Origin of the sequence: Mangrovibacter plantisponsor (assembly GCF_003182475.1) — a bacterium.
Classification (GTDB): Bacteria; Pseudomonadota; Gammaproteobacteria; order Enterobacterales; family Enterobacteriaceae; genus Mangrovibacter; species Mangrovibacter plantisponsor.
This window is the reverse complement of sequence record NZ_QGTS01000003.1, coordinates 410581-434505: the sequence shown is the minus strand read 5'-3', so window position 1 is coordinate 434505 and position 23925 is coordinate 410581. Positions and strand designations below refer to the sequence as shown.

23 protein-coding genes are annotated in these 23925 nt (G+C 48.7%); 7 read left to right on the top strand and 16 right to left on the bottom strand.

What is annotated here, in order from left to right; genetic code table 11:
* Together DES37_RS06830 and fumC are read left to right on the top strand one after the other, a co-directional pair.
* On the top strand, window positions 1–132 hold a 132-nt coding region (locus tag DES37_RS06830), incomplete at its 5' end, for a fumarate hydratase C-terminal domain-containing protein (protein WP_146211497.1).
* A 175-nt stretch (window positions 133–307) separates the two neighbouring features.
* The gene (gene fumC, locus DES37_RS06825) at window positions 308–1705 is read left to right on the top strand and encodes a class II fumarate hydratase (protein WP_110025309.1); all 1398 of its coding nucleotides are present in this window, start codon (window positions 308–310) and stop codon (window positions 1703–1705) included.
* A 21-nt stretch (window positions 1706–1726) separates the two neighbouring features.
* Here the strand turns inward: fumC and tus are convergent, their stop codons facing one another.
* The 6 genes from tus to ydgH all read right to left on the bottom strand — a co-directional run bounded on the left by tus (window position 1727) and on the right by ydgH (window position 8575).
* Window positions 1727–2653 (bottom strand): DNA replication terminus site-binding protein, encoded by a 927-nt coding sequence (gene tus / locus DES37_RS06820; RefSeq protein WP_110025308.1) that lies wholly within the window; start codon window positions 2651–2653, stop codon window positions 1727–1729.
* Between the two features lie 127 nt (window positions 2654–2780).
* The gene (rstB, locus tag DES37_RS06815; protein WP_110025307.1) at window positions 2781–4061 is read right to left on the bottom strand and encodes a two-component system sensor histidine kinase RstB; all 1281 of its coding nucleotides are present in this window, start codon (window positions 4059–4061) and stop codon (window positions 2781–2783) included.
* Window positions 4062–4450: 389 nt separating this feature from the next.
* Entirely contained in the window at window positions 4451–5185 is a 735-nt protein-coding gene (rstA, locus tag DES37_RS06810) for a two-component system response regulator RstA (protein WP_036113588.1), read from the bottom strand.
* A gap of 41 nt (window positions 5186–5226) precedes the next feature.
* Complete coding sequence (gene folM, locus DES37_RS06805) at window positions 5227–5946, bottom strand: dihydromonapterin reductase (protein WP_110025306.1); 720 nt, start codon at window positions 5944–5946, stop codon at window positions 5227–5229.
* Between the two features lie 28 nt (window positions 5947–5974).
* Entirely contained in the window at window positions 5975–7357 is a 1383-nt protein-coding gene (locus tag DES37_RS06800) for an amino acid permease (protein ID WP_110025327.1), read from the bottom strand.
* Window positions 7358–7630: 273 nt separating this feature from the next.
* Complete coding sequence (ydgH, locus tag DES37_RS06795; RefSeq protein WP_036113582.1) at window positions 7631–8575, bottom strand: DUF1471 family protein YdgH; 945 nt, start codon at window positions 8573–8575, stop codon at window positions 7631–7633.
* A gap of 536 nt (window positions 8576–9111) precedes the next feature.
* Here ydgH and pntA point away from each other — a divergent pair.
* The gene (gene pntA, locus DES37_RS06790; RefSeq protein ID WP_036113579.1) at window positions 9112–10647 is read left to right on the top strand and encodes a Re/Si-specific NAD(P)(+) transhydrogenase subunit alpha; all 1536 of its coding nucleotides are present in this window, start codon (window positions 9112–9114) and stop codon (window positions 10645–10647) included.
* A gap of 10 nt (window positions 10648–10657) precedes the next feature.
* Window positions 10658–12043 carry a Re/Si-specific NAD(P)(+) transhydrogenase subunit beta gene (gene pntB, locus DES37_RS06785; protein WP_036113561.1) on the top strand — a complete coding sequence of 462 codons (1386 nt, stop codon included), beginning with the start codon at window positions 10658–10660 and terminating at the stop codon, window positions 12041–12043.
* A gap of 130 nt (window positions 12044–12173) precedes the next feature.
* Here the strand turns inward: pntB and uspE are convergent, their stop codons facing one another.
* Both uspE and fnr read right to left on the bottom strand, forming a co-directional pair.
* Window positions 12174–13127, bottom strand: a complete 954-nt coding sequence (uspE, locus tag DES37_RS06780; protein WP_036113558.1) for a universal stress protein UspE — start codon at window positions 13125–13127, stop codon at window positions 12174–12176.
* A gap of 135 nt (window positions 13128–13262) precedes the next feature.
* A complete protein-coding gene (gene fnr, locus DES37_RS06775) occupies window positions 13263–14015 on the bottom strand; it encodes a fumarate/nitrate reduction transcriptional regulator Fnr (RefSeq protein ID WP_146211498.1) in 753 nt (250 codons plus the stop codon).
* Window positions 14016–15249: 1234 nt separating this feature from the next.
* On the opposite strand from fnr, the gene smrA reads away from it, so the two are divergent.
* The gene (gene smrA / locus DES37_RS06770; RefSeq protein WP_110025305.1) at window positions 15250–15813 is read left to right on the top strand and encodes a DNA endonuclease SmrA; all 564 of its coding nucleotides are present in this window, start codon (window positions 15250–15252) and stop codon (window positions 15811–15813) included.
* 36 nt (window positions 15814–15849) lie between these two features.
* On the top strand, window positions 15850–16662 hold the full coding sequence (locus DES37_RS06765; RefSeq protein WP_110025304.1) for a Cof-type HAD-IIB family hydrolase: 813 nt from the start codon (window positions 15850–15852) through the stop codon (window positions 16660–16662).
* A gap of 82 nt (window positions 16663–16744) precedes the next feature.
* Here DES37_RS06765 and DES37_RS06760 read toward each other — a convergent pair whose 3' ends face one another.
* The 5 genes from DES37_RS06760 to modD form a co-directional block, all read right to left on the bottom strand.
* Window positions 16745–17563, bottom strand: a complete 819-nt coding sequence (locus DES37_RS06760; RefSeq protein WP_110025303.1) for a trypsin-like serine peptidase — start codon at window positions 17561–17563, stop codon at window positions 16745–16747.
* A gap of 228 nt (window positions 17564–17791) precedes the next feature.
* Window positions 17792–18133 (bottom strand): acid resistance repetitive basic protein Asr, encoded by a 342-nt coding sequence (asr, locus tag DES37_RS06755; RefSeq protein WP_036113543.1) that lies wholly within the window; start codon window positions 18131–18133, stop codon window positions 17792–17794.
* A gap of 179 nt (window positions 18134–18312) precedes the next feature.
* The gene (gene ydgU, locus DES37_RS26235) at window positions 18313–18396 is read right to left on the bottom strand and encodes a small membrane protein YdgU (RefSeq protein WP_462677333.1); all 84 of its coding nucleotides are present in this window, start codon (window positions 18394–18396) and stop codon (window positions 18313–18315) included.
* Window positions 18397–18464: 68 nt separating this feature from the next.
* The gene (gene asr / locus DES37_RS06750; protein WP_036113541.1) at window positions 18465–18800 is read right to left on the bottom strand and encodes an acid resistance repetitive basic protein Asr; all 336 of its coding nucleotides are present in this window, start codon (window positions 18798–18800) and stop codon (window positions 18465–18467) included.
* Window positions 18801–18955: 155 nt separating this feature from the next.
* Entirely contained in the window at window positions 18956–19786 is an 831-nt protein-coding gene (gene modD / locus DES37_RS06745; RefSeq protein WP_110025326.1) for a ModD protein, read from the bottom strand.
* 315 nt (window positions 19787–20101) lie between these two features.
* Between modD and cbl the strand changes: the two genes are divergently transcribed.
* Window positions 20102–21055: an HTH-type transcriptional regulator Cbl gene (gene cbl / locus DES37_RS06740; RefSeq protein ID WP_110025302.1), complete on the top strand. Its 954-nt coding sequence runs from the start codon at window positions 20102–20104 to the stop codon at window positions 21053–21055.
* Between the two features lie 141 nt (window positions 21056–21196).
* On the opposite strand, the gene ssuB is transcribed toward cbl, so the two are convergent.
* The 3 genes from ssuB to ssuD are packed head-to-tail and all read right to left on the bottom strand — an operon-like array spanning window position 21197 to window position 23924.
* Window positions 21197–21988 (bottom strand): aliphatic sulfonates ABC transporter ATP-binding protein, encoded by a 792-nt coding sequence (ssuB, locus tag DES37_RS06735; RefSeq protein WP_110025301.1) that lies wholly within the window; start codon window positions 21986–21988, stop codon window positions 21197–21199.
* Window positions 21985–22767, bottom strand: a complete 783-nt coding sequence (gene ssuC / locus DES37_RS06730; RefSeq protein WP_110025300.1) for an aliphatic sulfonate ABC transporter permease SsuC — start codon at window positions 22765–22767, stop codon at window positions 21985–21987. The genes ssuB and ssuC overlap by 4 nt, the downstream gene beginning before the upstream one ends.
* A complete protein-coding gene (gene ssuD / locus DES37_RS06725) occupies window positions 22764–23924 on the bottom strand; it encodes an FMNH2-dependent alkanesulfonate monooxygenase (RefSeq protein ID WP_036113521.1) in 1161 nt (386 codons plus the stop codon). The genes ssuC and ssuD overlap by 4 nt, the downstream gene beginning before the upstream one ends.
* Between the last annotated feature and the right edge of the window lies 1 nt (window position 23925).

Genomic DNA, 23925 nt, shown 5'->3' with positions numbered 1-23925 from the left:
GAACTGGGTATGGAAGCTATCTGGAAAATCGAAGTGGAAGATTTCCCGGCGTTTATCCTGGTGGACGACAAAGGTAACGACTTCTTCCAGCAGATTTCTGGGCGATGCGATAACTGTGCAATAACCAAGTAACTCCTGATGACAGACTGCGTTATGCAGTCTGTCTCTCTCTGTTCTGAATCCTGCGTTATAAGTGACACTGTCACAATCTTATTTCCCAATCTGTGCTCATCTTGCTGTTTATAACTCCAGCCGGGTATGAATTGACTATCTTTGCAGAGAAGACTTTTTTCATGCGGGAGGAAACATGGCTGAAAGCAGGATGGAACATGACTCAATGGGCGATATCGCCGTAGATGCGCAACGCTTATGGGGCGCGCAGACCCAACGTTCACTGGTGCACTTTCGGATATCAACAGAAAAAATGCCCGGCATATTGATTCACGCGCTGGCATTAACCAAACGGGCGGCGGCCACCGTCAACATGGATTTGGGTATTCTGGATAAGGTAAAAGGCCACGCCATTATTGCCGCGGCAGATGAGGTACTTACGGGGAAGCACCAGAATGAGTTCCCGTTAGCCATCTGGCAGACCGGTTCGGGTACGCAAACCAATATGAACATGAATGAAGTGCTGGCTAACCGGGCCAGCGAGTTATTGGGTGGCGAACGGGGTAATAACAGGTTAATTCACCCGAATGATGATGTGAATAAAAGCCAAAGCTCCAACGATGTATTCCCCGGAGCGATGCATGTGGCGGCGGCACTGGCGATACAGCGTGATTTATTGCCTGCTCTGGCCCGTCTCACAGAGTGCCTTGAAGAAAAATCTGCCGCTTTTATGCAGGTGGTGAAAATCGGTCGCACCCACCTTCAGGACGCCACACCACTGACTCTGGGGCAGGAAATTAGCGGCTGGTACAGCATGCTGGGAGATCAACAAGCTTACATCGAAGCAACACTACCGCAATTATATCCTTTGGCTTTAGGGGGAACCGCTGTGGGAACCGGGTTGAATTGCCCGCCAGGTTATGCCACCGGCGTTGCAGCTGTGCTGGCACAATTGACCGGAGTGCCGTTTAAAAGTGCAGCCAATAAATTTGCGGCGCTGGCAACCTGTGACCCGCTGGTGCGTGTTCATGGCGCGCTTAAGGCCCTCGCGGCATCCCTGATGAAGATTGCGAATGATGTCCGCTGGCTCGCTTCCGGCCCACGTTGCGGCATTGGTGAAATTACCATTCCGGAAAATGAACCCGGCAGTTCGATTATGCCGGGTAAAGTTAACCCGACACAGTGTGAAGCCCTGACTATGTTGTGCTGCCAGGTAATGGGAAATGATGTTGCGGTGGTAATGGGCGGCGCTTCAGGTAACTTTGAACTGAATGTCTACCGGCCAATGATTATCCATAATATTTTGCAGTCTGTTCGTTTGCTGGCCGATGGCATGACAAGCTTCACTGAGCATTGCGCCAATGGTATTGAGCCTAATCAGGCACGCATTACTCAGCAACTCAATGCATCGTTGATGCTGGTGACGGCGTTAAATACCCACATTGGGTATGACAAAGCATCGATGATCGCCAAAAAAGCCCACCATGAAGGCACCACACTGAAAGAAGCGGCACTGGCAAGCGGCTATCTCACGGAAGCTGAATTTGACGAGTGGGTGCGCCCGGAAGCAATGACCGGCCAGGCTCCGGGCTGACAGGCACAGATAATGTGAACGTCAGTCGTCCATCAGCCACAAATGCAGGCGTGGGATCAGTAGTGTGCCTTGTTGTGCTGAGGGTTTATGCCGCCAGGTAATACTGGCGGCTTCATAATTCAACAGTTCGCCAATGTCTGGCACAGCAGTATGTTCCTGGCAAAGAACTAATAAAGGTGAAGAGCAGGCGAGCTGTTGTTGCCTGCGCTGCCCTGCATACCATACCCGGGCAATGGGTTGTACTTTCACCGGGCGGCGGATCTTGAGCCTTACCCGCTCGGGTAATGAAGCTACATCCTGATACTCGCGTGACACATGGGCATACCATTGTTCCTGTGTCCAGGGGGGAACTGCGCGTTTTGCCTTCAGGCTCTTTTCCAGTATTACCAGCACTTCATCACGGGTGAGGTTTTTAATAATCTGCTTATTTGCCCAACCAAAATTAATTGAGGAGGGATTTTCAGGCTGTGTAATCTGGCGCCATGCATTCAGGGTAATTAGTCCCGGCAGGTGTTGGTGTACCCACTCAAAACGGGCTGTTGGCGGTAAGTTAACGGTTTGTGTGATGAGGGTTTTTAGCGCCTGTTTATGCTGGTTAATATCGCCAATTAGTGAGCTGAGTTCAGTGTGTTGGCTGCTGTCAACGGCAACACACAACGCACCCGGCAGGCGCACCGCGGCTTTGCTGCTCTGCTTTGCAGACTGCTGTTGGATAAAGAAATGGCGGAAATGCTGCAACGCGCGGGTGCGTGCCGCCTGGCCGACAAGAGCTGTCACCGCGATTTCATCGATGTCATCCTGCTCTGTACCTTTCAGGCGTTCCGGCAGAGCAAATGTACGCGCGGCAAGTAAGCGGCATTCAGCCAGCACTCTGGTAAGCTGTGCTGTCTGGTGTTCAATATGACTGAATGTTTTTTTGAGTGCCTGAGTGCAATCATGTTGTGCCATATCAGTACCTGCATGATGGTTAACCAGAGTATCATTTTAGTTACAACATGCTCATAGTTTGGCACAAACGCCTGGCATTAGCCAGGGAGCCTGGTTTAACAGGCCTGGCAGGGCCGGATAGTAAGTGTCAGGAGCGTTGCAGCGGCCAGCTAAAACTCAGGCGGGCGCCACCCAGCGGGCTCTTTTGCACGCTGGCTTCACCATTCATAGCGGTTGCAATAGAGTGCACAATGGCCAGCCCCAGCCCACAGCCACCAGTGGCTCTGTCTCTGCTTGGGTCGAGGCGAACAAAGGGTTCGAATACCCGGGTACGTTCCGCTTCAGGTATACCTGGCCCATCGTCATCCACAGATAATGTTGCCTGGTCACCGAAGACGACTAACGCGACATGGAGTTGTTTTTCACTGTAACGCAAGGCATTATTTACCAGGTTGTCCAGCACACGTTCCATAAGACGCAGGTCAACCTTGCATGTGAGCGCCTGTTGGGGAATATCCAAAGCCAGTTCGCGCTCGGGGTGAATAAAACGCACATCATCAATGCGTTCTTCAAGCCAGAGGGGTAAGTCTATTTCTGTCAGGTTCAGTACCGTTTGTGGACGGTCCAGCCGGGCATAGGTCAGTAATTCTTCAATCAATCCTTCCAACTGGCTGACATCCCGGTTTAATGCCTGCGATTCTTCTTCTGACAGCCTGTCACTCATTTCCAACCGGTAACGTAAGCGTACCAGCGGGGTGCGTAATTCATGGGCGATACCATCAATGAGTTGTTTTTTGCTGGAAATCAGTGTGTTGACGTTGTCGGCCATTTGGTTAAATGCAACTCCCAGCCTTTCAAAGCTGGAGCCGCTGTCAAAGTGAATGCGCTCATCAAGGTGACCGTCACCAAAACGTTGGGCGGCTGACTCCAGTTTCAACATATCTTTCCAGTGAGGGCGCATCCAGATAAACACAGGAACGGCCAGCGATATGGCGATAAACGCCATCAGCGCGACATCCAACAGGCGCATTTGGTGGAGGAAGAACAGATAAGGAACCGGGCCTACAACCAGTGCGTAGTGGCTGCGGGGAATACGCTGTAAAAAAGTATATTCCTGGTCCAGCGCCACAATATCACCTTCTTTCAGGCGCTGCTGGGTTGCAGCGTCCAGATGGAAATTGTTCAACGGTTCAATATGTAACTTGAAGGACAGATTGAAATCCAGATCATTTAGCGTCTTATTCCAGTCTCGCGGGGGGATCTCGCGCAATTCACTGCGCATCAGGTAAAGCGAGCTTTTCATCAGGTCGTCAAGGGACTGCCGCCCGGCACGTTCTGCAGTGAATTTATAAACCAGCCCAACCAGCATTGCCATCAGCAGAAAGCAGACAAACAACAGTAAATAGAACTGAATAAAAAGTTTCTTCATAGTCCACCGTAAGGTACGCACATGGAATAAGCCGCATTTACTGCCGTCGACGGCTCAGAGATGGCGATGCAAAGTATACTCTGAATCGTGTCTCCGGCGACGAAATACCTGCAGGATGGTGCTAAGGAGAATGCCACGTCAGATTGCCGAAGGGGAGAATAATGCCAGAATAAGTATCTGGTTGGACCATAAAAAAAAAGAGAAATTTTCGTTAAGGAAACTTCACTGCCTGCCGATAACCTCAGTACGCAAGGGTGCAGCACTATCAGCCACTCTTCACACCGAAAGTGTTGATAGTGATTCACCTTATGTTGATAACCATAGCGTAGTGATACTTCTCAGGGCCGTGTTGATGTCGCCGGCCCTCTTTTTTTTGCTGAAAACTGGCCTTACCGGGAGGTTTCCCACGCGTGGGGAGCAAACAGGTAGCCTTTGTTGCGGATGGTTTTAATGCGATAAGGTTCTGTTGCACTGTCGTGTAGTTTTTTTCGTAACCGGGAAATAGCCACATCGACACTGCGATCCAAACCATCGTAACTCACACCGCGCAGATTTTTCAGTAACATATCCCTGTCCATGATTTGCCCGGCGTGGCTGGCAAGTTCCCATAGCAGTTCAAAATCCGCTGTTGAGAGCAAAATAGTCTCTTTACCAAGAGTGACCTGCCGATTCAGAGGATCAATGCAGAATGTACCAAAATGGATGGCCTGCTGAGGACGGGGGACAGACGCTGAAGCCACTTGCGACACATTTTGCCGGGCACCTGCATTCTGGCGTAAATGCAGGCGTAAACGAGCCAGTAACACAGCCGGTGGGGTTGTTTTAAGGATATAATCGCTGGCCCCCATTTCAAGTGACAAAATATGGTTCATATCACTATCAAGCGAGGTAAGTAAAACTATCGGGCCTTCCCATTTTGGGCGCAGGTCGCGGCATAATGACATACCGTCTTTGCCCGGTAGCATTATATCCAGAAGAACCAGGTCAGGGTTTTCCCTGGCAATAACCGCTTCCGCCTGGTCTCCCCGGGTTTCAATAATGACATCTATGTCGTGCTTGCCTAACCAAGCGGCAATTAATGACCCAACTTCCGGGTCATCTTCAACAAAAACGATTTTAGTCATAATAGGTGGTGTTAATTGTCCTGCTGAACGTGCGAAAACAGTTAGCGTAAATGCCGCCCACCATCAACCGCGAAGGTGCGTCCGGTAGCATACTTGCTGCTCAGCAAGTAATCTACCAGATGAATAATTTCCTGTTCCCCGGGGGCGATTTTCATTAATGATTTGTCCAGCGCTTTTTGGCGATACTGGTCGTCGTCCTGGGGGTTGAACATGATGAGAGAAGGGGCAATGGCATTCACTTTAATGCGTGGCGCTAATTTTATTGCGAATGAACGCGTTAAGTTATCGAGCGCCGCTTTACTTGCCGCGTAAGCAATATGTTTATCACTACCACGTTCAACAACATAATCGGTGAAATGTACAATATCGCCACTGGCAGGTTCGTCTGTTCCTGTGATACCAGCCAGTTGCTGGTTTAACAGGTAGGGTGTGCGTACATGAATTTGCAGCATGGCTGCCATGACATCTGCATCACTGGTTGCTCCGCCTTCCGCAATCCACTGGCTGGCATTATGAATAATGGCACGTAAACCAGCAGGGCTCTGTTCCTTAATTTGGCGGGCAAAATCCAGCACACCTTCATCGGTGGAAAAATCAGCGGCTATACAGCAAACACCAGCCTGTTCCAGCTCACTGATCACCGGGTAGCGGGTACGGTAACTGATGATAATCGGTTGCCCGAGTGAAACGAAATGTTGCGTAAGAGCCAGGCCAATACGGCGTGCGCCGCCCGTTATCACTATGGGTTGAACCTGGCTCATTGCGTCACCTTTTCGTTATGTTATGCAGTTAGCTTACCAGCATCCATGTCGCAGGGAAGGCAGCTAACAGAATCAGGCTGATACCTGCTTTTTCCAGCCACCGAAGTTGGGCATTATCCTGATGCGTCCGGCGGGCATAAAGAAATACGATTATACCGGGAGCGTACAATACCACGGACAACAATAAATGCATCAGCCCGGAAGCATACAGTAACCAAATGCCATACACGCAGGCACCATAGCCAATAATTCGGTGTATGGGGGAACGCGCCATTTTGACCAGAAAGGCACCAACTAACAAATAAGGTACCAGAATCATTTCGGAGGCAATGTTTAACAATGCGTTGTAATCAGCACCAGTCAGCCAGATAAGCACCAGGCAAGCCTGAACACTGATATTGGTTAACCACAATGAAGCAGCAGGAGCATTGTTTTTGTTTTGGTGAGTAAAAATGCGCGGAAATGCTTTATGAGTGGCAGCCAGCAAGGGGACTTCTGCAGCCATAATAGTCCAGCTCAGGTAAGCGCCGCATACAGAAACAATCAGGCCCGCGGCAATAATCACTTCCCCCCACGCCCCCATCATTTCGACCATAATGCCTGCCATAGACGGATTTCGCATGGCTGCCAGTTCCGGGCGGCTGACAACACCTAAAGAGAGCAATGTGACGAATAAATAAACCACTAATGCCGCAATGACTGCCAGTATGGTAGCACGGCCAACATCTTTTTTATGGCGGGCCCGGGCAGAGACAACCACCGCACCTTCCACACCAATAAATACCCACAGGGTGATGAGCATGGTGCCTTTGACTTGCTCCCATACCGGAACACCGAGTGCAAAACCGGTAAAGTCGAGATCAAAGCGCGAAAACTCAAACGCAAGGGCTGCGAGGACAATAAATAAACCCAGCGGTAATAATTTAGCCAGCGTGGCGACCAGGTTAATTCCTGCTGCAGTCTGTACCCCGCGCAGGACAAGAGCATGAACAATCCATAACAGGCAGGATGCACCAACAATTGCCTGCCAGGTGTTACCATCGCCAAAAATGGTATGGTCAGGACTGTCGGTGAAAAAACTCAGTGCGGAGAAAACAATAACCAGGTAGGAAACATTGGCAATAACGGCACACAGCCAGTATCCCCAGGCGGAGCAAAAGCCAATCAGCTCGCCAAAACCTTCCCGTGCGTAGGTAAATATACCACCATCCAGGTCCGGGCGAAGGCGTGTCAGCAGCAACATTGCGCCAGCCAGAAGCAGGATCCCTGCGCCGGTTATTGCCCAGCCAATCAGTAATGCCGCAGGGCTGGCAACGGCAGCCATATTTTGCGGCAGGCTAAACACGCCAGCGCCGAGCATAGAGCTTAAGACCAGCGCTGTCAGGGCCGCAAGGCCAAGTTTTTTTTCCATTAACAACCTGTCAGTAGATGCGCCAACCAGAATAATTATTTCGTTAAGGCGCATAAAAATGGTGAGTTTTACTAAGGCGCGGGATTTTACGGGCTGTGAAAACTGCATGCAATGACTTAAACCAGAAAAAACGCTGAATGGCAAAAAAACAAGCAGACTTGTGATGTGCAGTACAGAAAGGAGGCCAGACTGGCATAATCAGTGCTGTAAAACAAAAAAAGTAGCCAGAAAACTGGCTACTTTCCTGTGACATAACAGCGGATGAGGTGGGTGTTATTTGTACAAATCAGCGCTGATAGTCATATTGCCGCCACGTTCCTGCCACTGGCGGGTAATGTGGTAGTATTTGGCACCTGCTTTTGCAGCGCGTTTGGCAACATTGTAAGAAACATCAGTCATGCTGGCGTAGTGGCCAGTAAATTTGATGCTGTCGAACGGAACCATCTGGGCTGCGGTGATTTTATTCAACTCTTCAATTTTTGTACCGTCTGGCAGAGTGACAGTGTAACGGCCGCCTTTCGAAGACTGAGTCTCGAAGAACCGACCAACATCACTGCTCAGCATACCGGAAGAGGCCACACCTGGAATTTCAACCTTCTTCGCAGCTTCACCGCCTTCAGCCAGCAGTTTGCGGCCTGTCTCAGAATCAGCCGGAATAGCATTCGGGCTCTGCAGAACACGTTTCTTCGCATCTGCTTTATAGATAAAAGCAGTGATCATCTGGTTGCCGCCCTGGTTGGTGTCCATTTGGCGAACAATATAAAAAGATGCGGCGCCTTTCTCTTTGGCTGCTTTCGCAATAGCGGCGTTTACGTCCGGCTGCGAACGGTAGAACCCCTGAACAGTAACCGTGTCGAAAGGCTCAAGTGCGATAGCCTGGTCTTTCGGCAATTCCATCACACCTTCGATGATGCGATTTTTGGGTTTTTCTGCTTCCTGGGCATCGGCATGGTAGATATCAGCGGTAACGCGAGAGTTACCACTGTTACCATAATCATGTGAGTCAACAATATAAAATGATGCTGCACCCATGCTGTCCGCTTTTTTGGACACGGCGGCAACTGCATCGCCAATAGAGTTATAACGACCAGTAATTACGATACGGTCATAGGGTTTTAATGCAGCTGCTTTTTCTGGTGTCAGTTCAGTTGCGGCATGAGCCGATACTGCCACCACAGAAAAGAGAGTGGACGCCAGCAGGGTGTACTTAAAATTCATAGTTAATCCTTCGCCTTGCGCATAAAAAGTACTGATTACAGCCTTATAATACTGTTGTGTACAGGCCGATTATTACATTGAAAAGCCTTACTGTCTTCGCCAATTTTGCCGGTAAATGCGTTTCCTGTGCCGTGAAGCAATATTATTTTGCGATATCTGGTAAAAACAGCCGCTTTATCAGTATATTCGTTAATACTTACCACTTTTATAAGTTAAAGTAATGTTAATTGTTGCCAGTACGTCAAAAATCGGATCGTGTTTTAACTGGCTTTTGTGGCTGAATATCTCACTTTTTTTTAAAATATAAGTAAAAAATATTACCTGGATGTGCACCTGACTACACTTTCACTGTTCCGATGAGAAATGTAAGACCTGAGATATAGATCACAGGCGTTATTTTCAGTAGGTTATAGAAACATTGTTACAACAGGATTTTCTTGCAGATTAAAAAGTCGCCAGTGGGTAAATGTGCCTGTTGTGCGTCTTTTTTCTCATTTTCATTAAAACCATCACGAGAATCGATGGAAGGGAAAACTATGCGTATTGGTGTACCTCTCGAACGCCTCAACGGTGAAACCCGGGTTGCCGCAACGCCGAAAACGGTGGAACAGCTGCGTAAACTGGGGTTCGATGTTGTCATTGAACATGACGCCGGAAAACTCGCCAGCTTTGATGACGCTGCTTATGTCCAGGCTGGTGCGGAAATTGTGGATACCGCTCAAGCCTGGCAGGCTGATGTGGTTTTTAAAGTAAATGCGCCAGAGCAGGGCGAAATTACGCAAATGCGCGATGGCGCAACGTTGGTGAGTTTTATCTGGCCTGCCCAGAATCCTGACTTAATGGCCATGCTAAGCGCGCGCAATATCAATGTAATGGCGATGGATGCCGTGCCACGTATTTCTCGTGCACAGGCGCTGGATGCATTGAGCTCAATGGCTAATATCGCCGGTTACCGTGCGATTGTTGAAGCTGCACATGAGTTTGGCCGCTTTTTTACCGGGCAAATTACCGCCGCCGGGAAAGTGCCGCCAGCAAAAGTGATGGTCATCGGTGCCGGGGTGGCTGGTTTAGCCGCGATTGGCGCCGCCAACAGTCTTGGGGCAATCGTACGTGCCTTTGATACCCGGCCGGAAGTGAAAGAACAAGTGCAAAGTATGGGCGCTGAGTTCCTTGAGCTGGATTTCGAAGAAGAAGCGGGCAGCGGTGATGGCTACGCAAAAGTTATGTCGGAAGCCTTTATTAAGGCGGAGATGGCTTTGTTTTCGGCTCAGGCTCAGGAAGTCGACATCATTGTTACTACCGCGCTGATTCCGGGCAAGCCTGCACCGAAACTGATTACCCGTGAAATGGTTGACAGCATGCAACCCGGTAGCGTGGTGGTTGACCTTGCAGCACAAAATGGCGGTAACTGCGAATACACCGTGCCGGGCGAAGTTTTTGTTACGCCGAATGGTGTCAAAATCATCGGCTATACCGATTTACCGGGCCGTCTGCCAACTCAATCATCTCAGTTGTACGGTACTAACCTCGTCAACCTGATGAAACTGCTGTGTAAAGAAAAAGACGGCATCGTCACCATTGATTTTGAAGATGTTGTGGTGCGTGGGGTTACTGTCGTACGCGAAGGTGAAGTTACCTGGCCTGCACCGCCTATTCAGGTTTCAGCACAACCACAGGCACAGGCAGCACAGCCGAAAGCCGCAGCACCCGCAGCACCAGAAAAAGCCGCATCTCCATGGCGGAAATATGCGTTCCTCGCTCTGGTGATAATCCTGTTCGGCTGGTTATCTACCGTGGCACCGAAAGAATTCCTTGGTCACTTTACGGTATTCGCGCTGGCGTGTGTTGTGGGGTACTACGTGGTCTGGAATGTGAGCCATGCTTTGCACACCCCGCTGATGTCAGTCACCAATGCTATTTCCGGGATTATTGTTGTAGGGGCTCTGTTGCAGATAGGCCATGGCGGCTGGGTCAGTTTCCTCAGCTTTATCGCGGTATTAATTGCCAGTATTAACATCTTCGGTGGTTTCACCGTTACTCAGCGTATGCTGAAAATGTTTCGTAAAAATTAAGGGGTAACAAATGTCTGGAGGATTAGTTACTGCTGCATACATTGTTGCCGCGATCCTGTTTATTTTCAGTCTTGCCGGGCTTTCCCGCCATGAGACATCAAAACAGGGCAACGTGTTTGGCGTCGCAGGGATGGCTATTGCACTGGTAGCAACCATTTTTGGGCCGGATACCAGTAATGTCGTATGGATACTGGTAGCCATGGTGATTGGTGGTGGGGTTGGTATCCATCTCGCCCGTAAAGTTGAAATGACAGAAATGCCTGAACTGGTGGCGATTCTGCACAGCTTTGTTGGTCTTGCGGCGGTGCTGGTTGGTTTCAACAGCTATCTTGACCATGCTCCTGGTATGGAAGCCGTGATGGAAAACATCCACTTAACGGAAGTTTTCCTTGGGATCTTTATTGGTGCGGTGACTTTTACCGGGTCTGTCGTCGCGTTTGGTAAACTGCGCGGTAAAATTTCATCAAAACCATTGATGCTGCCTCACCGGCATAAACTGAACCTGGCCGCTCTGGTTGTATCATTCCTGTTACTGATTATTTTTGTGCGCACCGGCAGCGTAGGGACTCAGGTCTTTGCATTGTTGATAATGACAGTGATTGCACTGGCCTTTGGCTGGCATCTGGTTGCCTCCATTGGTGGTGCTGATATGCCGGTTGTGGTTTCAATGCTGAACTCCTATTCGGGTTGGGCTGCTGCAGCTGCAGGCTTTATGTTAAGTAACGATTTGCTGATTGTTACTGGTGCGCTGGTTGGTTCGTCGGGGGCGATTCTGTCGTACATTATGTGTAAGGCAATGAACCGTTCGTTCATCAGTGTTATTGCTGGTGGCTTTGGTACTGATGGTGCATCAGGTGGTGAAGAAGTTACCGGTGAACATCGTGAAATTAGCGCGGAAGAAACAGCTGAAATGCTGAAAAATTCTACCTCGGTAATTATCACTCCGGGCTATGGTATGGCCGTTGCTCAGGCACAATACCCGGTTGCGGAAATCACCGAAAAATTGCGTGCCCGTGGTGTAAAAGTACGTTTCGGTATTCACCCGGTTGCCGGGCGTTTACCTGGGCATATGAACGTTCTGCTGGCTGAAGCCAAAGTACCTTATGACATCGTGCTGGAAATGGATGAAATCAATGATGATTTCGCCGACACCGATACTGTACTGGTTATTGGCGCTAACGACACGGTAAACCCGGCTGCGCAGGATGACCCGAAAAGCCCTATCGCGGGTATGCCAGTACTTGAAGTGTGGAAAGCGCAAAACGTGGTGGTATTCAAACGCTCTATGAATACCGGTTATGCCGGGGTGCAGAACCCTCTGTTCTTTAAAGAGAATACGCAAATGCTGTTTGGCGACGCCAAAGCCAGCGTGGATGCCATTCTTAAATCACTGTAACTGAATAGTTGCTAACCACAACCCCGGGAGCCACCACTGGCAACCGGGGTTTTTTGTTTTAACTATTCGGCAGGTAATAAAAAACCCGGCACTGGTAAGCCGGGTTTTTAGTGAAATCAAACCTTGTTGTTTATGAGGCATCAACACTGTCTTCTGGCAACACAGGTGACTGGTAGTCATCGGGCTTTAATGCCAGCAAATCGCAGCGCAGATGGTCAATAACCTGTTCCGCTGTATTACCCAAGAATGCTGCTGAAAGCCCGGTACGCCCTACAGTGCCCAATACCACAATCCCTGCTTCAAGGTGAGTGGCTAAATCCGGGATAACTTCTTCCGGCAGGCCTTTCTCAACATGGGTAAGGTTTTCCGGAATACCATATTGTTGGCGCAAAGCTTTCATTGCCAGCAAGTGCTGCCCGCGGATTGCATCGTTATAAATGCTGGGGTCAAAGTCGGGTAATTCGATAGCGATATTAATCGGTGTGGAAGGATAGGCACTGACCAGATGGACTTCGGTATGGTCAACCTGTTCAGCCAGGCTTATGGTTTCACGTACCAGTTTCTCATTGAGCGCACTGTGATAAGGCTCTTCACTGGACAGGTTTACTGCAACCAGTGCTTTACCGTTGATGGGCCATTCCTGATCTTTTACCATCCACAGAGGGCAAGGGCATTTACGTAACAAGTGCCAGTCTGTTGGGGTAAAAATTACAGACTCCAGTTTGTCGTGCTGGTGTGCCATCTTCAGAACTAAATCGTGCCCACAGGCCAGTACTTCCTGGATAATGGCTTCATAAGGGCGGTTATGCCACACCACTTTAATATCAATAGGAATGCCAGCTTCAAGATAATATTGCGCCTGTTCCCGAATCCATGCGCTCCGTTGCGCAATCACCCCTTTACGCATTGCTGTCCGTTCATCCGGGGACAACAACGTTGTCATCTCATAAGAAAAGTCATAAATCGGTAAGAATGCTTTAATGGTACCGCCAATCCTTTGGTGCAGATACACGGCACGCCGTAATGCAGGTTGATCATCCTGATTTGGGTCGATAGCTACCAGCATGTTATGAAACTTTGCCATACAAGGGTCTCCTTACAACAAACTGTAATTACAGCTTAAATCAAGAGTAACCTATAAGCAGGGAATGAAACAGGGGAAAAAGTCTGCCGGATCAATAAATCAGTAAAATTTAACAATCCGACAGTTTTGGAAGGATTATGCAACGCTTTTAGACTGACCAGCCAGCACAGCTAAATCGTCACTGTTTTCGATAGTAATATATTTGCCTTTCACGGCCAGCATTCCGCTTTTCTGAAAGCGGCCTAATAAGCGGCTAATGGTTTCAACGGTCAGACCTAAATAGTTACCGATATCACCACGGGTCATTGTCAGACGAAATTCACGTGGGGAGAAACCGCGTTGAGCGAAACGGCGCGACAAGTTATAGATGAATGCAGCAAGGCGCTCTTCGGCATTCTTTTTGGAAAGAAGCAGGATCATGTCCTGGTCGCCTTTGATTTCGCCACTCATCAGACGCATCATTTGTTGACGAAGATTAGGCATCTTGCCGGACAGGTCGTCCAGAGTTTCAAATGGAATTTCGCAAACCATCGACGTTTCCAGAGCCTGAGCAAAGCTCGGGTGATGCCCTGCGCCAATCGCATCAAAACCAACAAGGTCACCCGCTAAATGGAAGCCAGTAATCTGTTCATCACCTTGCTCAGTTATGGTGTAGCTTTTAATTGTCCCGGAACGAATAGCATAGAGCGATTTCAGCTCATCACCCGCTTTGAACAGTGTCTGGCCTTTCTGGATAGGCTTCTTACGCTCAATGATATTATCCAGTTGATCAAGCTCATGTTCGTTTAATGTGAACGGGATACACAACTGACTGATACTACAATCCTGGCAGTGGATTGCACATCCGCCCGATTGTATGCGTCGTATAATTCGCTTTTCTGGGATCATAGGTTTGCTCAGGCCATAATTGATTTTGGTCAATTTTAACATCTTTTTGGCGGGAAGGTACAGTGTGACGAAACGCCTGGTCATTAAGAATGAAACAGCTCTGGCAAAACGGACTCAGCATCTTCTTGATATACATAAAAGAGTTTCGGAACTTCTTGATATGGCTTGTGTAAAAACGCACAAAATGCCACCTGTATACCATCAAAACAGGCGGTTAACCGTGCTGCTTTGCATGGCTGTTAGCCGGAGTGTTTAGTGGTGCGCAGCGTCAGGTTCAGCATGGTAGCATGGGAAATAATGCCCCTGACTCATAACACACTTAACTTAAATTACCAGCGGCTGTCTGATTCATAATTTGGTATGGTTAAAAAATGAGCTGCATCCCGGTTTGAATGAAATTTAACTTTAGGAAAATTTTTAGACGATATGTGAGACAATGTTGTCCCTAATAGCTGAAAAAAACACATAGTGTGATGAGTAAACCAGGCATTTAAACCAAAGTATTGAAAATAACAAGTGCAGATAAGATATATTTTCTCTGTAAATCATTCTCATTAACTTCACCTGATAATAACTTTTTTCGAACGATATACCGGTGGAAAGACATCATCAATAATCGATTTTCTATCATTTGGTCAATTTTTCACGCCCGAATTATCTCTTATTTTATGTTTGTTATTCAATCACATAAATTTATTGTGTTATGAATTTTTCATAAAAAAAGAGCCTGACGACATCAATCAGGCCCTCAATTTCACACAGCAAGCTATTGTCCGTTTTGTATTTAACAGTGCTCCTTTATCTGCACAAAATTAATTTTATAGCACAAACCTAAATTTTTCCTGTTGTATGCAGTGACTGATTTCACGAAATTTGCTGAATGCTCTTTAAAACCCGCTTTGTTAGTGTGGTTAATTACTTTGGATGTAAATAAAACCGAGTTATTCCTTTTGTTTGTATGAATATCACCATTATTTAAGCCTCACTTAACTATTCAGTAGAATAAAAGGAAGCTGATGTCATAAATGAACGGTAATAAATAACAGGCGCAACTATTTCTTATGGCATAAAACTAAGTTGTAGCGGTGAACAGGTTATTGGATGCCACTATTGTACTCAGAAGATAGCAGGGGGTTGCCTGCAATTTGCCCGAAGAACTGCCTGCTTTGCCGCAAGCCCTGTGATTTAAGGTATAGTATTAAGCTGGAACGGGTCTGATGGTGGAGAACTGGTAATGAACCCTGACGACAAAGCCTTTTTTCTTGACGCCATGTCTGATGTCAAACCACTCAAATCAAACCAGCATACACAGCAGCAACCTGCCAAAAAGCCAGGTTTTGATAAACGTGTATACTACCAGGAAGATGAAAACTTCCTTACAACCGGCTTTCTTGATGTTATCCCGCTGAGCGAACCGCTGCATTATCAACGAGAAGGGGTTCAGCAAGGTGTGGTTGAAAAGCTTCGTAACGGGAAATATCAACAACAGGCAAGCCTTAATCTGTTGCGCCTGCCGGTGGCACAATGCCGCCAGCAAGTGTTTGAGTTCATTGTTCAGGCTGAGCGTGCCGGGCTGCGTAACTTATTAATTATTCATGGGAAAGGTCGAGAAGACCGCTCTCATGCTAACGTTATTCGTAGTTTTCTGGCGCGCTGGCTCACTGAGTTTGAGTGTGTGCAGGCTTTTTGCCGTGCGGCAGACAACCAGGGGGGCAGTGGCGCTTGTTATGTTGCTTTGCGTAAATCGCAGGCAGCCAAAGAAGACACGTGGGAACGGCATGCAAAACGAAGCCGTTAACTATTTTAAGCTGTTGGGTACGGATATTGAGGTGGTATGAACGTAAAGGTTATTGCAGTAGATATGGATGGCACCTTTCTTACTGATCAAAAAACATATGACAAAGAAAGATTTATGCGCCAGTACCTGGCTATGGGTGAGCAGGGGATTCGCTTCGTCGTCGCCAGTGGTAACCAGTATTACCAACTCATTTCTTTTTTCCCGGAAATCAAAGACAAAATCGCCTTTGTAGCTGAGAATGGCGCTCTTATTTATGACCAGGGTGAACAAGTTCATCACGGAGAACTGAGTAAAGATGATACCCGCAAAATTGCCGACGTACTCGCGGGGTTTGAGGGGATCAATTATGTAACGTGTGGGCTCAATAGTGCCTGGTACCAGCAGGGAGCCAGTGAGGCGTTTATCGCGCTGATGAAAAAACATTATCACCGCCTGCAGCCTGTGGCCGACGTCTACCAGATTGATGACATCATCTTCAAATATTCACTCAACCTTGATGATAAACATATTCCGGAGCTGGTAAGCCAACTGAACCATGCACTGGATGGTGTAATCCACCCGGTTACCAGCGGTTATGGTTTTGTTGACCTGATAATTCCCGGCTCCCATAAAGCCAGTGGATTGCGCCGGTTATTGAAGCGCTGGGAAGTGTCACCAGAAAACCTGGTGGCTGTGGGTGACAGTGCCAATGATGTGGAAATGCTGCACTACGCAGGTTTTTCATTTGCTATGGCTAACGCCGCACAAGCCGTCAAAGATACTGCTGCATACCAGACTGCATCAAATAACCAAAGTGGTGCACTGGATGTGATTGACTTGGTGTTGCAACACCAACCGCCATTCAAATAATGTTGCCCCCGGCGCGCGTATTAGTGCGCCGGGCGTGCCGGGCGTAATGTTGCAACGCTTGGCTACCTGGCATAAAAGCGGATTAATGTAACCCGGCTGTCAGTTTCTCAATTGTTTCCCGAAACCCGGTAACTGCAATGGCGCGGTTATCTGCCCGATAGCGATCTTTTGGTGCCGGAGCAGAACTTTGTACCCCAATGATATCCCACTGATTATCTCTTTTAAGAAGTATGGGAGAACCACTGTCGCCTGGTAAGGTATCGCATTGATGGGATAAAACTGAACGTTGCGCCCAGCCGGTGATTAAACAATCACTGTCGGTATAGAGCCGGTCAAGGTGGTCAAGTGGATAACCTGACTGTGTAACTTTGCGGCCTGTTTGTTTGAGCGCATCAATCAGTGCCTGGCGGTCACCGTCAAATAATGGCAGTGGCGTAATCCCGGAGGGGGGATTGCGCAGAATAACAATACCGATGTCATCTGCAGCAGCAGAAGGTGGCACTATCCAGCCATCGCCATCAGGCTTGAGCTTATGGCCCAGCGCGCTGTCGACACGGCCTTCAATGTCATGAATCTCATAACGCCAGGCACCTTTGGAAGAGATAAAACGCAGTGCAACTGCTTTATCACGCTTGCCATGAGGGGGCATCAGCAAACAGTGGCCGGCAGTCAAAGCAATATTGTCGGCAATCAGTGTGGCGGTACATAAGTTTCCACTGGCTGTTTCTAATTGCCCAATTGCGGCCCAGGGGGCGTCCTGTGGGTTACTGACAGCAACCCGGTTATCTTTACCAAAAAATAATGTCTTGATTTCCTTAGGGCTGAGATCCTCATCATCTGCATGAACCCATGCAGGTAGCAGAAACAGTATTCCCAGCAGAATAACAGGAGCTTTGCGCATAACACTCTCTAAAGGCGTCACGGTGGATGATTCAGTTCCAGTCAGATAACTATAACAGGCTATAAAGAAGAAGGAATAAAATCAGCAAACTACCCTGTTAAATGACCAGATAAATAAGATTAAGGAATGTGATGGTGTGTGGTTTGTTTTTCTGTGTGTCTTTGCCGTAAAAAAGACAAAAAAACACCCGGATAACCGGGTGTTTGCCTTAAAGTGCTGCAGTATCAATTATGCAGCAGGCTGAGCAGCCGGTTTAGCGGCTTCATGTTTTTTAACTACTTTTTTATGGTGTTTTTTAGCAGCCTGGGCTTTCTGGGCAGCCGGTTTAGCGTCTTCGTGTTTTTTAACTACTTTTTTGTGGTGTTTTTTGGCAGCCTGAGCTTTTTGCTCAGTAGCAGCTTTTTTATGTTTTTTATGGGTTACTTTTTTGTGGTGAGCAGTTGCTGCCGGAGCAGTAGCAACAGCAGGAGTAGCTGCAGCAGCTGCAGGCGCAGCAGTAGTTTCAGCAGCGAAAGCAGCAGAAGAGAGACCCATAGCAGCGGCAACAACCAGCGCCAGAACTTTATTCATTGCGAAATCCTCGAATTATTTCAGTGTTAAACCCCACTGCGGGGCCGTTGAAAGCAACTATACGAGGGAAATAACGGCGCTTCAGTATGTGATTGGTATCGGTATGTAACGGTATGTACAAATTGCAGGTAATGTAATTGATTGATATTTAATGATTAAAAATCAATAGCGCAAGGCGGTTAAAAAATATAAAGGCAGGCCGTAATGACTGCGCAGATAACCAGGCAGGTGAGGATGATTTCAAACCTGTAGCGGCTCAACATCCAGTACCTCCAAAAAACACCCGGTGTAAACCGGGTGTGAGTAGATAAAAATGGCAGGAAATGCAGAATCAGGCAGCAGGTTTTACTGCTGGTTTAGTGGCTTCGTGCTTTTTCACAACTTTCTTGTGGTGCTTTTGAGCCGCCTGAGCTTTCTGTGCCACTGGTGCAGTGGCTTCGTGTTTCTTCACCACTTTTTTGTGGTGTTTTTTGGCGGCCTGCGCTTTTTGCACAGTTTCGGCTTTTTTATGTTTTTTATGCATCACTTTTGTGTGGGATGCCGTTGCAACAGGCGCTGCCGCAGTTGTGGCAGCAGGGGTTGCGGGTGCCGCTGTCGTTTCAGCAGCAAAAGCGGCGGAAGAAATACCCATAGCGGCAGCAACAACCAGTGCCAGAACTTTATTCATCTCAGAACCCTCAGTAACTTCATTCTCCCCGAAAGTGGGGTGATACTTACTATAAGTACCCGAATACTGGTTTTCCGTGAGTCAAAGGTATCGGTATGTAACGCTTTGTACATGCTCTGAATTTATGCATAAAAACAACAAGTTAATTTATCCGGTTATTGGGCGATAAAATTAACCTGCACATCTTTGGGGCTGGCATAGTAGGGCCATGACGTAACGATGAAATCGGCACCTGCTGCAACGAATTCGTGGATGTTGCCCGGATTAACACCACCCGCAATTCCTAAACGGGTTGCCAGCCCGGCCTTCTCAATATGTGTTTTACACAGGCGAATATCTGTCGGGCTGAATTTATCCAGTTGTAATATTTCGGCACCCGACTGCGCCCAGTGTATGGCATCTTCAATGTCATGCACTTCTACAATTGCACGGTGCTCAGGCGCACGCTGCTTAAGCTGAAAAAGCGTCTTCCCGGAACAGGTGTGAAAAAACTGCCGGTGTTCGGCAAACACCAGAATACTTTCTGATACGCCAAGCCGGTGCATTACGGCACCGCCAGCGTGTACCGCTTTTATGGAAAGGGCTTTCGTGCCGGGCACTTGTTTACGCGTACAGGCAACCGGAATACCCTGAGCACCATCCACCATAGCTCTGGCGGCGCTGGCTATCCCACTGGCCCATTCCACTATAACCTGAGCAGATTTCCACACCGTAAGCAGCGTTTGAGCACTGCCGGATGCACTGAGGATTGGGTCTTCCGGAGCCAGTTGTGAACCCGATGGTTGCAAAAAATCCAGTGAGGCGCCTTTTAACTCGAACATGCGTGCAGATTCTTCTGTTGCGCATAATGTCATGGGGAAGCGAGCCCGGAATTCAACACGAGCAGACGCTGTTGCTGGAATCAATAATGAAGTTGTCAGGTCACCCCATGGTGCATCGTCATGTAATAACTGCAGAATTGATTCGTCACTGAGAACTCTGTCCATAAAAACCTCGCGTTTTGTATGGGAAATACGCAGGGACATCATGACGTGCTTTCTGCGATGTGGCAATGGTAAGTATTGTGCGCTGAATGATATTGGGGCGATATCACCAGCATTATATTGTCTGGCTGGCAGGGAATCATGAAGTAGTATGCTTTACTGGCAAGCAGAGCAAGAATACAGGAAAGAAAAACCATGTGCTCCGCGCGAGCGCATGCTTATATATTTCCGGCATAAAATAAAGCGTTTATGTATTTGCTGGGCCTGCATTAATTTGTCTCAATAGATTTAATCGAGGCAATTACGGCAGGGTAACCAGTGAATTTTCAACAACTACGTATTATTCGTGAAGCGGCCCGCTGCAATTACAACCTGACAGAGGTTGCCAACCGGCTCTATACCTCGCAGTCGGGTGTCAGCCGCCATATTCGTGAACTGGAGGAAGAACTGGGTATTGCGTTATTTGTCCGGCGAGGCAAGCGCTTATTGCACATGACTGACCCGGGTAAAGAGCTTCTGGCAATTGCCGGGCGCATTCTTAATGATGCCGGGCATATTCGCAAACTGGCAAATATATTCAGCAGTCACGATAGTGGGCAGTTGGTTATCGCGACCACTCACACTCAGGCGCGTTACAGCCTGCCTTCGGTAATTAAAGAATTTCGTGCACTTTACCCTGGCGTACAGTTGGCCCTTAATCAGGGAACTCCGGAAGAAATCGTTTCGATGCTGGAGTCTGGTGAAGCAGATATTGGTATTGCAACTGAACGGCTGATGAACGCGCCCTCACTGGCAGCATTCCCATATTACCGTTGGCACCATGCTATTTTAGTACCGGAGAATCATGTACTGGCTCAGGAGCCCGTTATCACACTGGGTGCACTAAATGCTCATCCAATGATAACTTACCGCCAGGGAATAACAGGGCGCTCGCGTATTGATAATGCATTTATGGCTGCCGGGCTGGCACCACAAATAGTGATTAGCGCACAAGACTCTGACGTTATCAAAACCTATGTAGAATTGGGGTTGGGTGTGGGGATTGTGGCGGATATGTCCTGCAACCCGGAGCGGGATCATGGCCTGATTAAACTGAATGCAGAACATTTATTTGAAGCTAATACGGTATGGCTGGGCCTGAAACGCGGGCAATTACAGCGAGATTATATTTGGAAATTTATACAGTTGTGCAATCAGGAACTGACGCCTGAAGCTGTAAAGGCCAGCGTTTTTGCTCCAGAGCCGGGCAGTGAACTTAACTTTGAAATATGATGGCAGAGAAGAACCCGTTTCTTGCTTTACTTTATTGTGAGGTATGCCGTGCTCAATTGTTTACTTTGGGCACGGCATGTGTGAAGCCTGTTTTTGGCGACACGCAATCAGAGGGGGGGCCCTCTGAATAACTGCCGGTAATCAGGGCATTGATAAGGTGCGTGGAAATGTATCGTTGCTGGAGGGGATGAGAATCCGGTCCAGCACACTGGCCTCAAGGTCGGCCAGTTTAGCCGAACCCCGCCGCCGTGGGTGGGGTAAATCAATCATTAAATCAAGCCCAATGCGGCCTTCTTCAACCAATAACACCCGGTCTGCCATCATGACGGCTTCTGACACATCATGTGTAACCAGCAACACAGTGAACCCCTGTTTTTGCCATAACGACGTGATAAGTGCCTGCATTTCAATGCGGGTTAACGCATCCAGTGCACCCAGAGGTTCATCCAGTAACAGCAGGCCAGGCTGGTGGATGAGGGCTCGCGCCAGTGCAACACGCTGTTTTTGCCCCCCAGAGAGAGCAGAAGGCCATTCTGTACCTCTTGATTCCAGCCCCACAGCTTTCAATGCTTTACCCGCTGTATCATGCCAGTCGCCTTTAAGCCCGATCCCAACATTATTGAGAACACTCTTCCAGGGTAACAGGCGAGCTTCCTGAAACATCATCCTGATATCCTGTTGTGCCTGGCGCAGTGGCATGCCTCCTGCACGCAATTCGCCGCCAGATACCGCTTCCAGCCCGGCAAGCAGGCGAAGCAGGGTACTTTTACCGCAGCCGCTACGGCCCACAATAGCGACAAACTGCCCGGCAGGAATGTGCAAATCAATGGTGTCCAGAATAGTTCGTGTGCCGTACTGCTTGCTGACACCATCCAGTACCAGGGGAAGCCCGGTATTCAAACGCGCGGGCCGCGAAGAGTTAAGGTCAGTCATGCGGTTTCTCCTGTTTCAGGCTGGAAAGCCGGGTGCCAGCGCAGCCAGATATGCTCAAGAAATAGTGCAATGCTGTCTGCCAGTTTTCCCAGCAGTGCATAGAGAATAATGGCGACGACAACCACGTCCGTTTGCAAAAATTCGCGTGCGTTCATGGCCAGATACCCAATGCCAGCACTGGCAGAAATGGTTTCTGCCACAATCAATGTCAGCCACATCAGCCCCAATGAGAAGCGTATTCCCACCATAATGGCGGGAAGCGCGCCTGGCAGTATCACTTGCCAGAACAGGCTAAATCCATTTAGACCATAGCTGCGTGCCATCTCCAATAACCCGCGGTCAATATTGCGAATCCCGTGGTATGTATTCAGGTAAACCGGAAACAGACTGCCCAACGCCACCAGAAAAATTTTGGCTGTTTCATCAATGCCAAACCACAGTATTACCAGTGGGATCAGTGCCAGATGGGGAATATTCCGTAGCATCTGAATGGATGTATCAAACAGCCGTTCGCCAAGTGGCGACAACCCTGTGATTATCCCGAGCAATAACCCAACAGAGCCACCAATCGTGAAACCGAACAGCGCTCGCCATGTGCTGATACTCAGGTTGTGAAATAACTCCCCATCAACAGTGAGCCGCCAGAACGCGCGGATTACAGCTTCTGGTGAAGGAAATATCCGTGAGGATATCCAGCCGGTTTGTGCTGCGATTTGCCACAGAGCAACAAGCGCAAAGGGAACTAACCAGGGCTGTATCGCCCGGGTAACTTTTTTCATCGGTTATCCCTCTGGGCCTGTGCTGTTTTGTGTGGCACAAATTCATTGCCGATAATTTCTCCCTGGGCAGACAGCCTTCGTTGCGCCGGTGTTTCAGGAACGGCAACATCCAGTAGTGGGAATAATAACTCGCCAACGCGCCAGGCTTCTTCAAGGTGCGGATAACCAGAAAGCACAAAGGTATCTATCCCCAGGCTGGCATATTCCTTTATACGTAGTGCGACTGTTTGCGGGTCACCGACCAGCGCCGTTCCAGCACCACTGCGAACCAGCCCAATACCAGCCCAAAGATTTGGGCTTATCTCAAGGTTTTCGCGTTTCCCATTGTGTAACTGCGCCATGCGTCTTTGCCCAACAGAGTCAAAGCGGTTGAGCGATTCCTGCGCTTTGGCAAGGGTTTCATCATCAAGCCGTGAAATAAGGCGATCGGCTGCCTGCCAGGCTTCTTCGTTTGTTTCACGAACAATGACGTGTAAGCGAATTCCAAAACGTACTGTCCGGCCAAGTGCTGCTGCTTTTTCACGCACCTGTGCCAGCTTCTCTTTGACCAGCTCTGGTGGTTCACCCCAGGTGAGGTAGAGATCAACCTGTTCTGCGGCAAGATCCTGTGCCGCATCAGACGAACCACCAAAATAGAGTGGCGGATAAGGTTGCTGTACCGGCGGGTAGAGCAGTTTTGCCCCCTTAACTTTGATATGCTTCCCTTCAAAATCTACCTGTTCACCAGACAATAAGCGCCGCCATACCCGCGTGAATTCCGCTGAGGCTTCATAGCGTTCAGCATGGTTAAGGAATACGCCTTCTGCTGCCAGTTCGTCAGGATTCCCCCCGGTAACAAGGTTAAATAACGCACGCCCATTGGACAGCCTGTCCAGGGTGGCCGCCTGCCGCGCGGCAAGGGTGGGCGAAACCACACCGGGGCGCAGGGCAACAAGGAAACGTAGCCTGCGGGTGACCGGAATGAGTGACGATGCTACCAGCCAGGAGTCTTCGCATGAGCGGCCTGTCGGGATCAATACTCCACCAAAGCCAAGGTGATCAGCAGCCTGAGCAATTTGTTGCAGGTATGCGTGGTCAACAACGCGCGCAGATTCGTCACTGGCAAGGTAATGGCCATCACCGTGAGTTGGCAGGAACCAGAAAATATTCAGACTCATG

Excerpts from the sequence above, each read along its gene's own strand:
- uspE (WP_036113558.1), bottom strand. The coding sequence starts at position 13,127 with ATGGCAAAGTTTCATAACATGCTGGTAGCTATCGACCCAAATCAGGAT.
- ssuD (WP_036113521.1), bottom strand. The coding sequence starts at position 23,924 with ATGAGTCTGAATATTTTCTGGTTCCTGCCAACTCACGGTGATGGCCAT.
- DES37_RS06800 (WP_110025327.1), bottom strand. The coding sequence starts at position 7,357 with ATGGAAAAAAAACTTGGCCTTGCGGCCCTGACAGCGCTGGTCTTAAGC.
- rstB (WP_110025307.1), bottom strand. The coding sequence starts at position 4,061 with ATGAAGAAACTTTTTATTCAGTTCTATTTACTGTTGTTTGTCTGCTTT.
- DES37_RS06765 (WP_110025304.1), top strand. The coding sequence starts at position 15,850 with ATGAACGTAAAGGTTATTGCAGTAGATATGGATGGCACCTTTCTTACT.
- rstA (WP_036113588.1), bottom strand. The coding sequence starts at position 5,185 with ATGACTAAAATCGTTTTTGTTGAAGATGACCCGGAAGTTGGGTCATTA.
- ssuC (WP_110025300.1), bottom strand. The coding sequence starts at position 22,767 with ATGAAAAAAGTTACCCGGGCGATACAGCCCTGGTTAGTTCCCTTTGCG.
- ydgU (WP_462677333.1), bottom strand. The coding sequence starts at position 18,396 with ATGTTGAGCCGCTACAGGTTTGAAATCATCCTCACCTGCCTGGTTATC.
- smrA (WP_110025305.1), top strand. The coding sequence starts at position 15,250 with ATGAACCCTGACGACAAAGCCTTTTTTCTTGACGCCATGTCTGATGTC.
- ydgH (WP_036113582.1), bottom strand. The coding sequence starts at position 8,575 with ATGAATTTTAAGTACACCCTGCTGGCGTCCACTCTCTTTTCTGTGGTG.
- modD (WP_110025326.1), bottom strand. The coding sequence starts at position 19,786 with ATGGACAGAGTTCTCAGTGACGAATCAATTCTGCAGTTATTACATGAC.
- fnr (WP_146211498.1), bottom strand. The coding sequence starts at position 14,015 with ATGATCCCAGAAAAGCGAATTATACGACGCATACAATCGGGCGGATGT.
- asr (WP_036113541.1), bottom strand. The coding sequence starts at position 18,800 with ATGAATAAAGTTCTGGCACTGGTTGTTGCTGCCGCTATGGGTATTTCT.
- tus (WP_110025308.1), bottom strand. The coding sequence starts at position 2,653 with ATGGCACAACATGATTGCACTCAGGCACTCAAAAAAACATTCAGTCAT.
- fumC (WP_110025309.1), top strand. The coding sequence starts at position 308 with ATGGCTGAAAGCAGGATGGAACATGACTCAATGGGCGATATCGCCGTA.
- ssuB (WP_110025301.1), bottom strand. The coding sequence starts at position 21,988 with ATGACTGACCTTAACTCTTCGCGGCCCGCGCGTTTGAATACCGGGCTT.
- DES37_RS06760 (WP_110025303.1), bottom strand. The coding sequence starts at position 17,563 with ATGCGCAAAGCTCCTGTTATTCTGCTGGGAATACTGTTTCTGCTACCT.
- folM (WP_110025306.1), bottom strand. The coding sequence starts at position 5,946 with ATGAGCCAGGTTCAACCCATAGTGATAACGGGCGGCGCACGCCGTATT.
- asr (WP_036113543.1), bottom strand. The coding sequence starts at position 18,133 with ATGAATAAAGTTCTGGCGCTGGTTGTTGCCGCTGCTATGGGTCTCTCT.
- pntA (WP_036113579.1), top strand. The coding sequence starts at position 9,112 with ATGCGTATTGGTGTACCTCTCGAACGCCTCAACGGTGAAACCCGGGTT.
- pntB (WP_036113561.1), top strand. The coding sequence starts at position 10,658 with ATGTCTGGAGGATTAGTTACTGCTGCATACATTGTTGCCGCGATCCTG.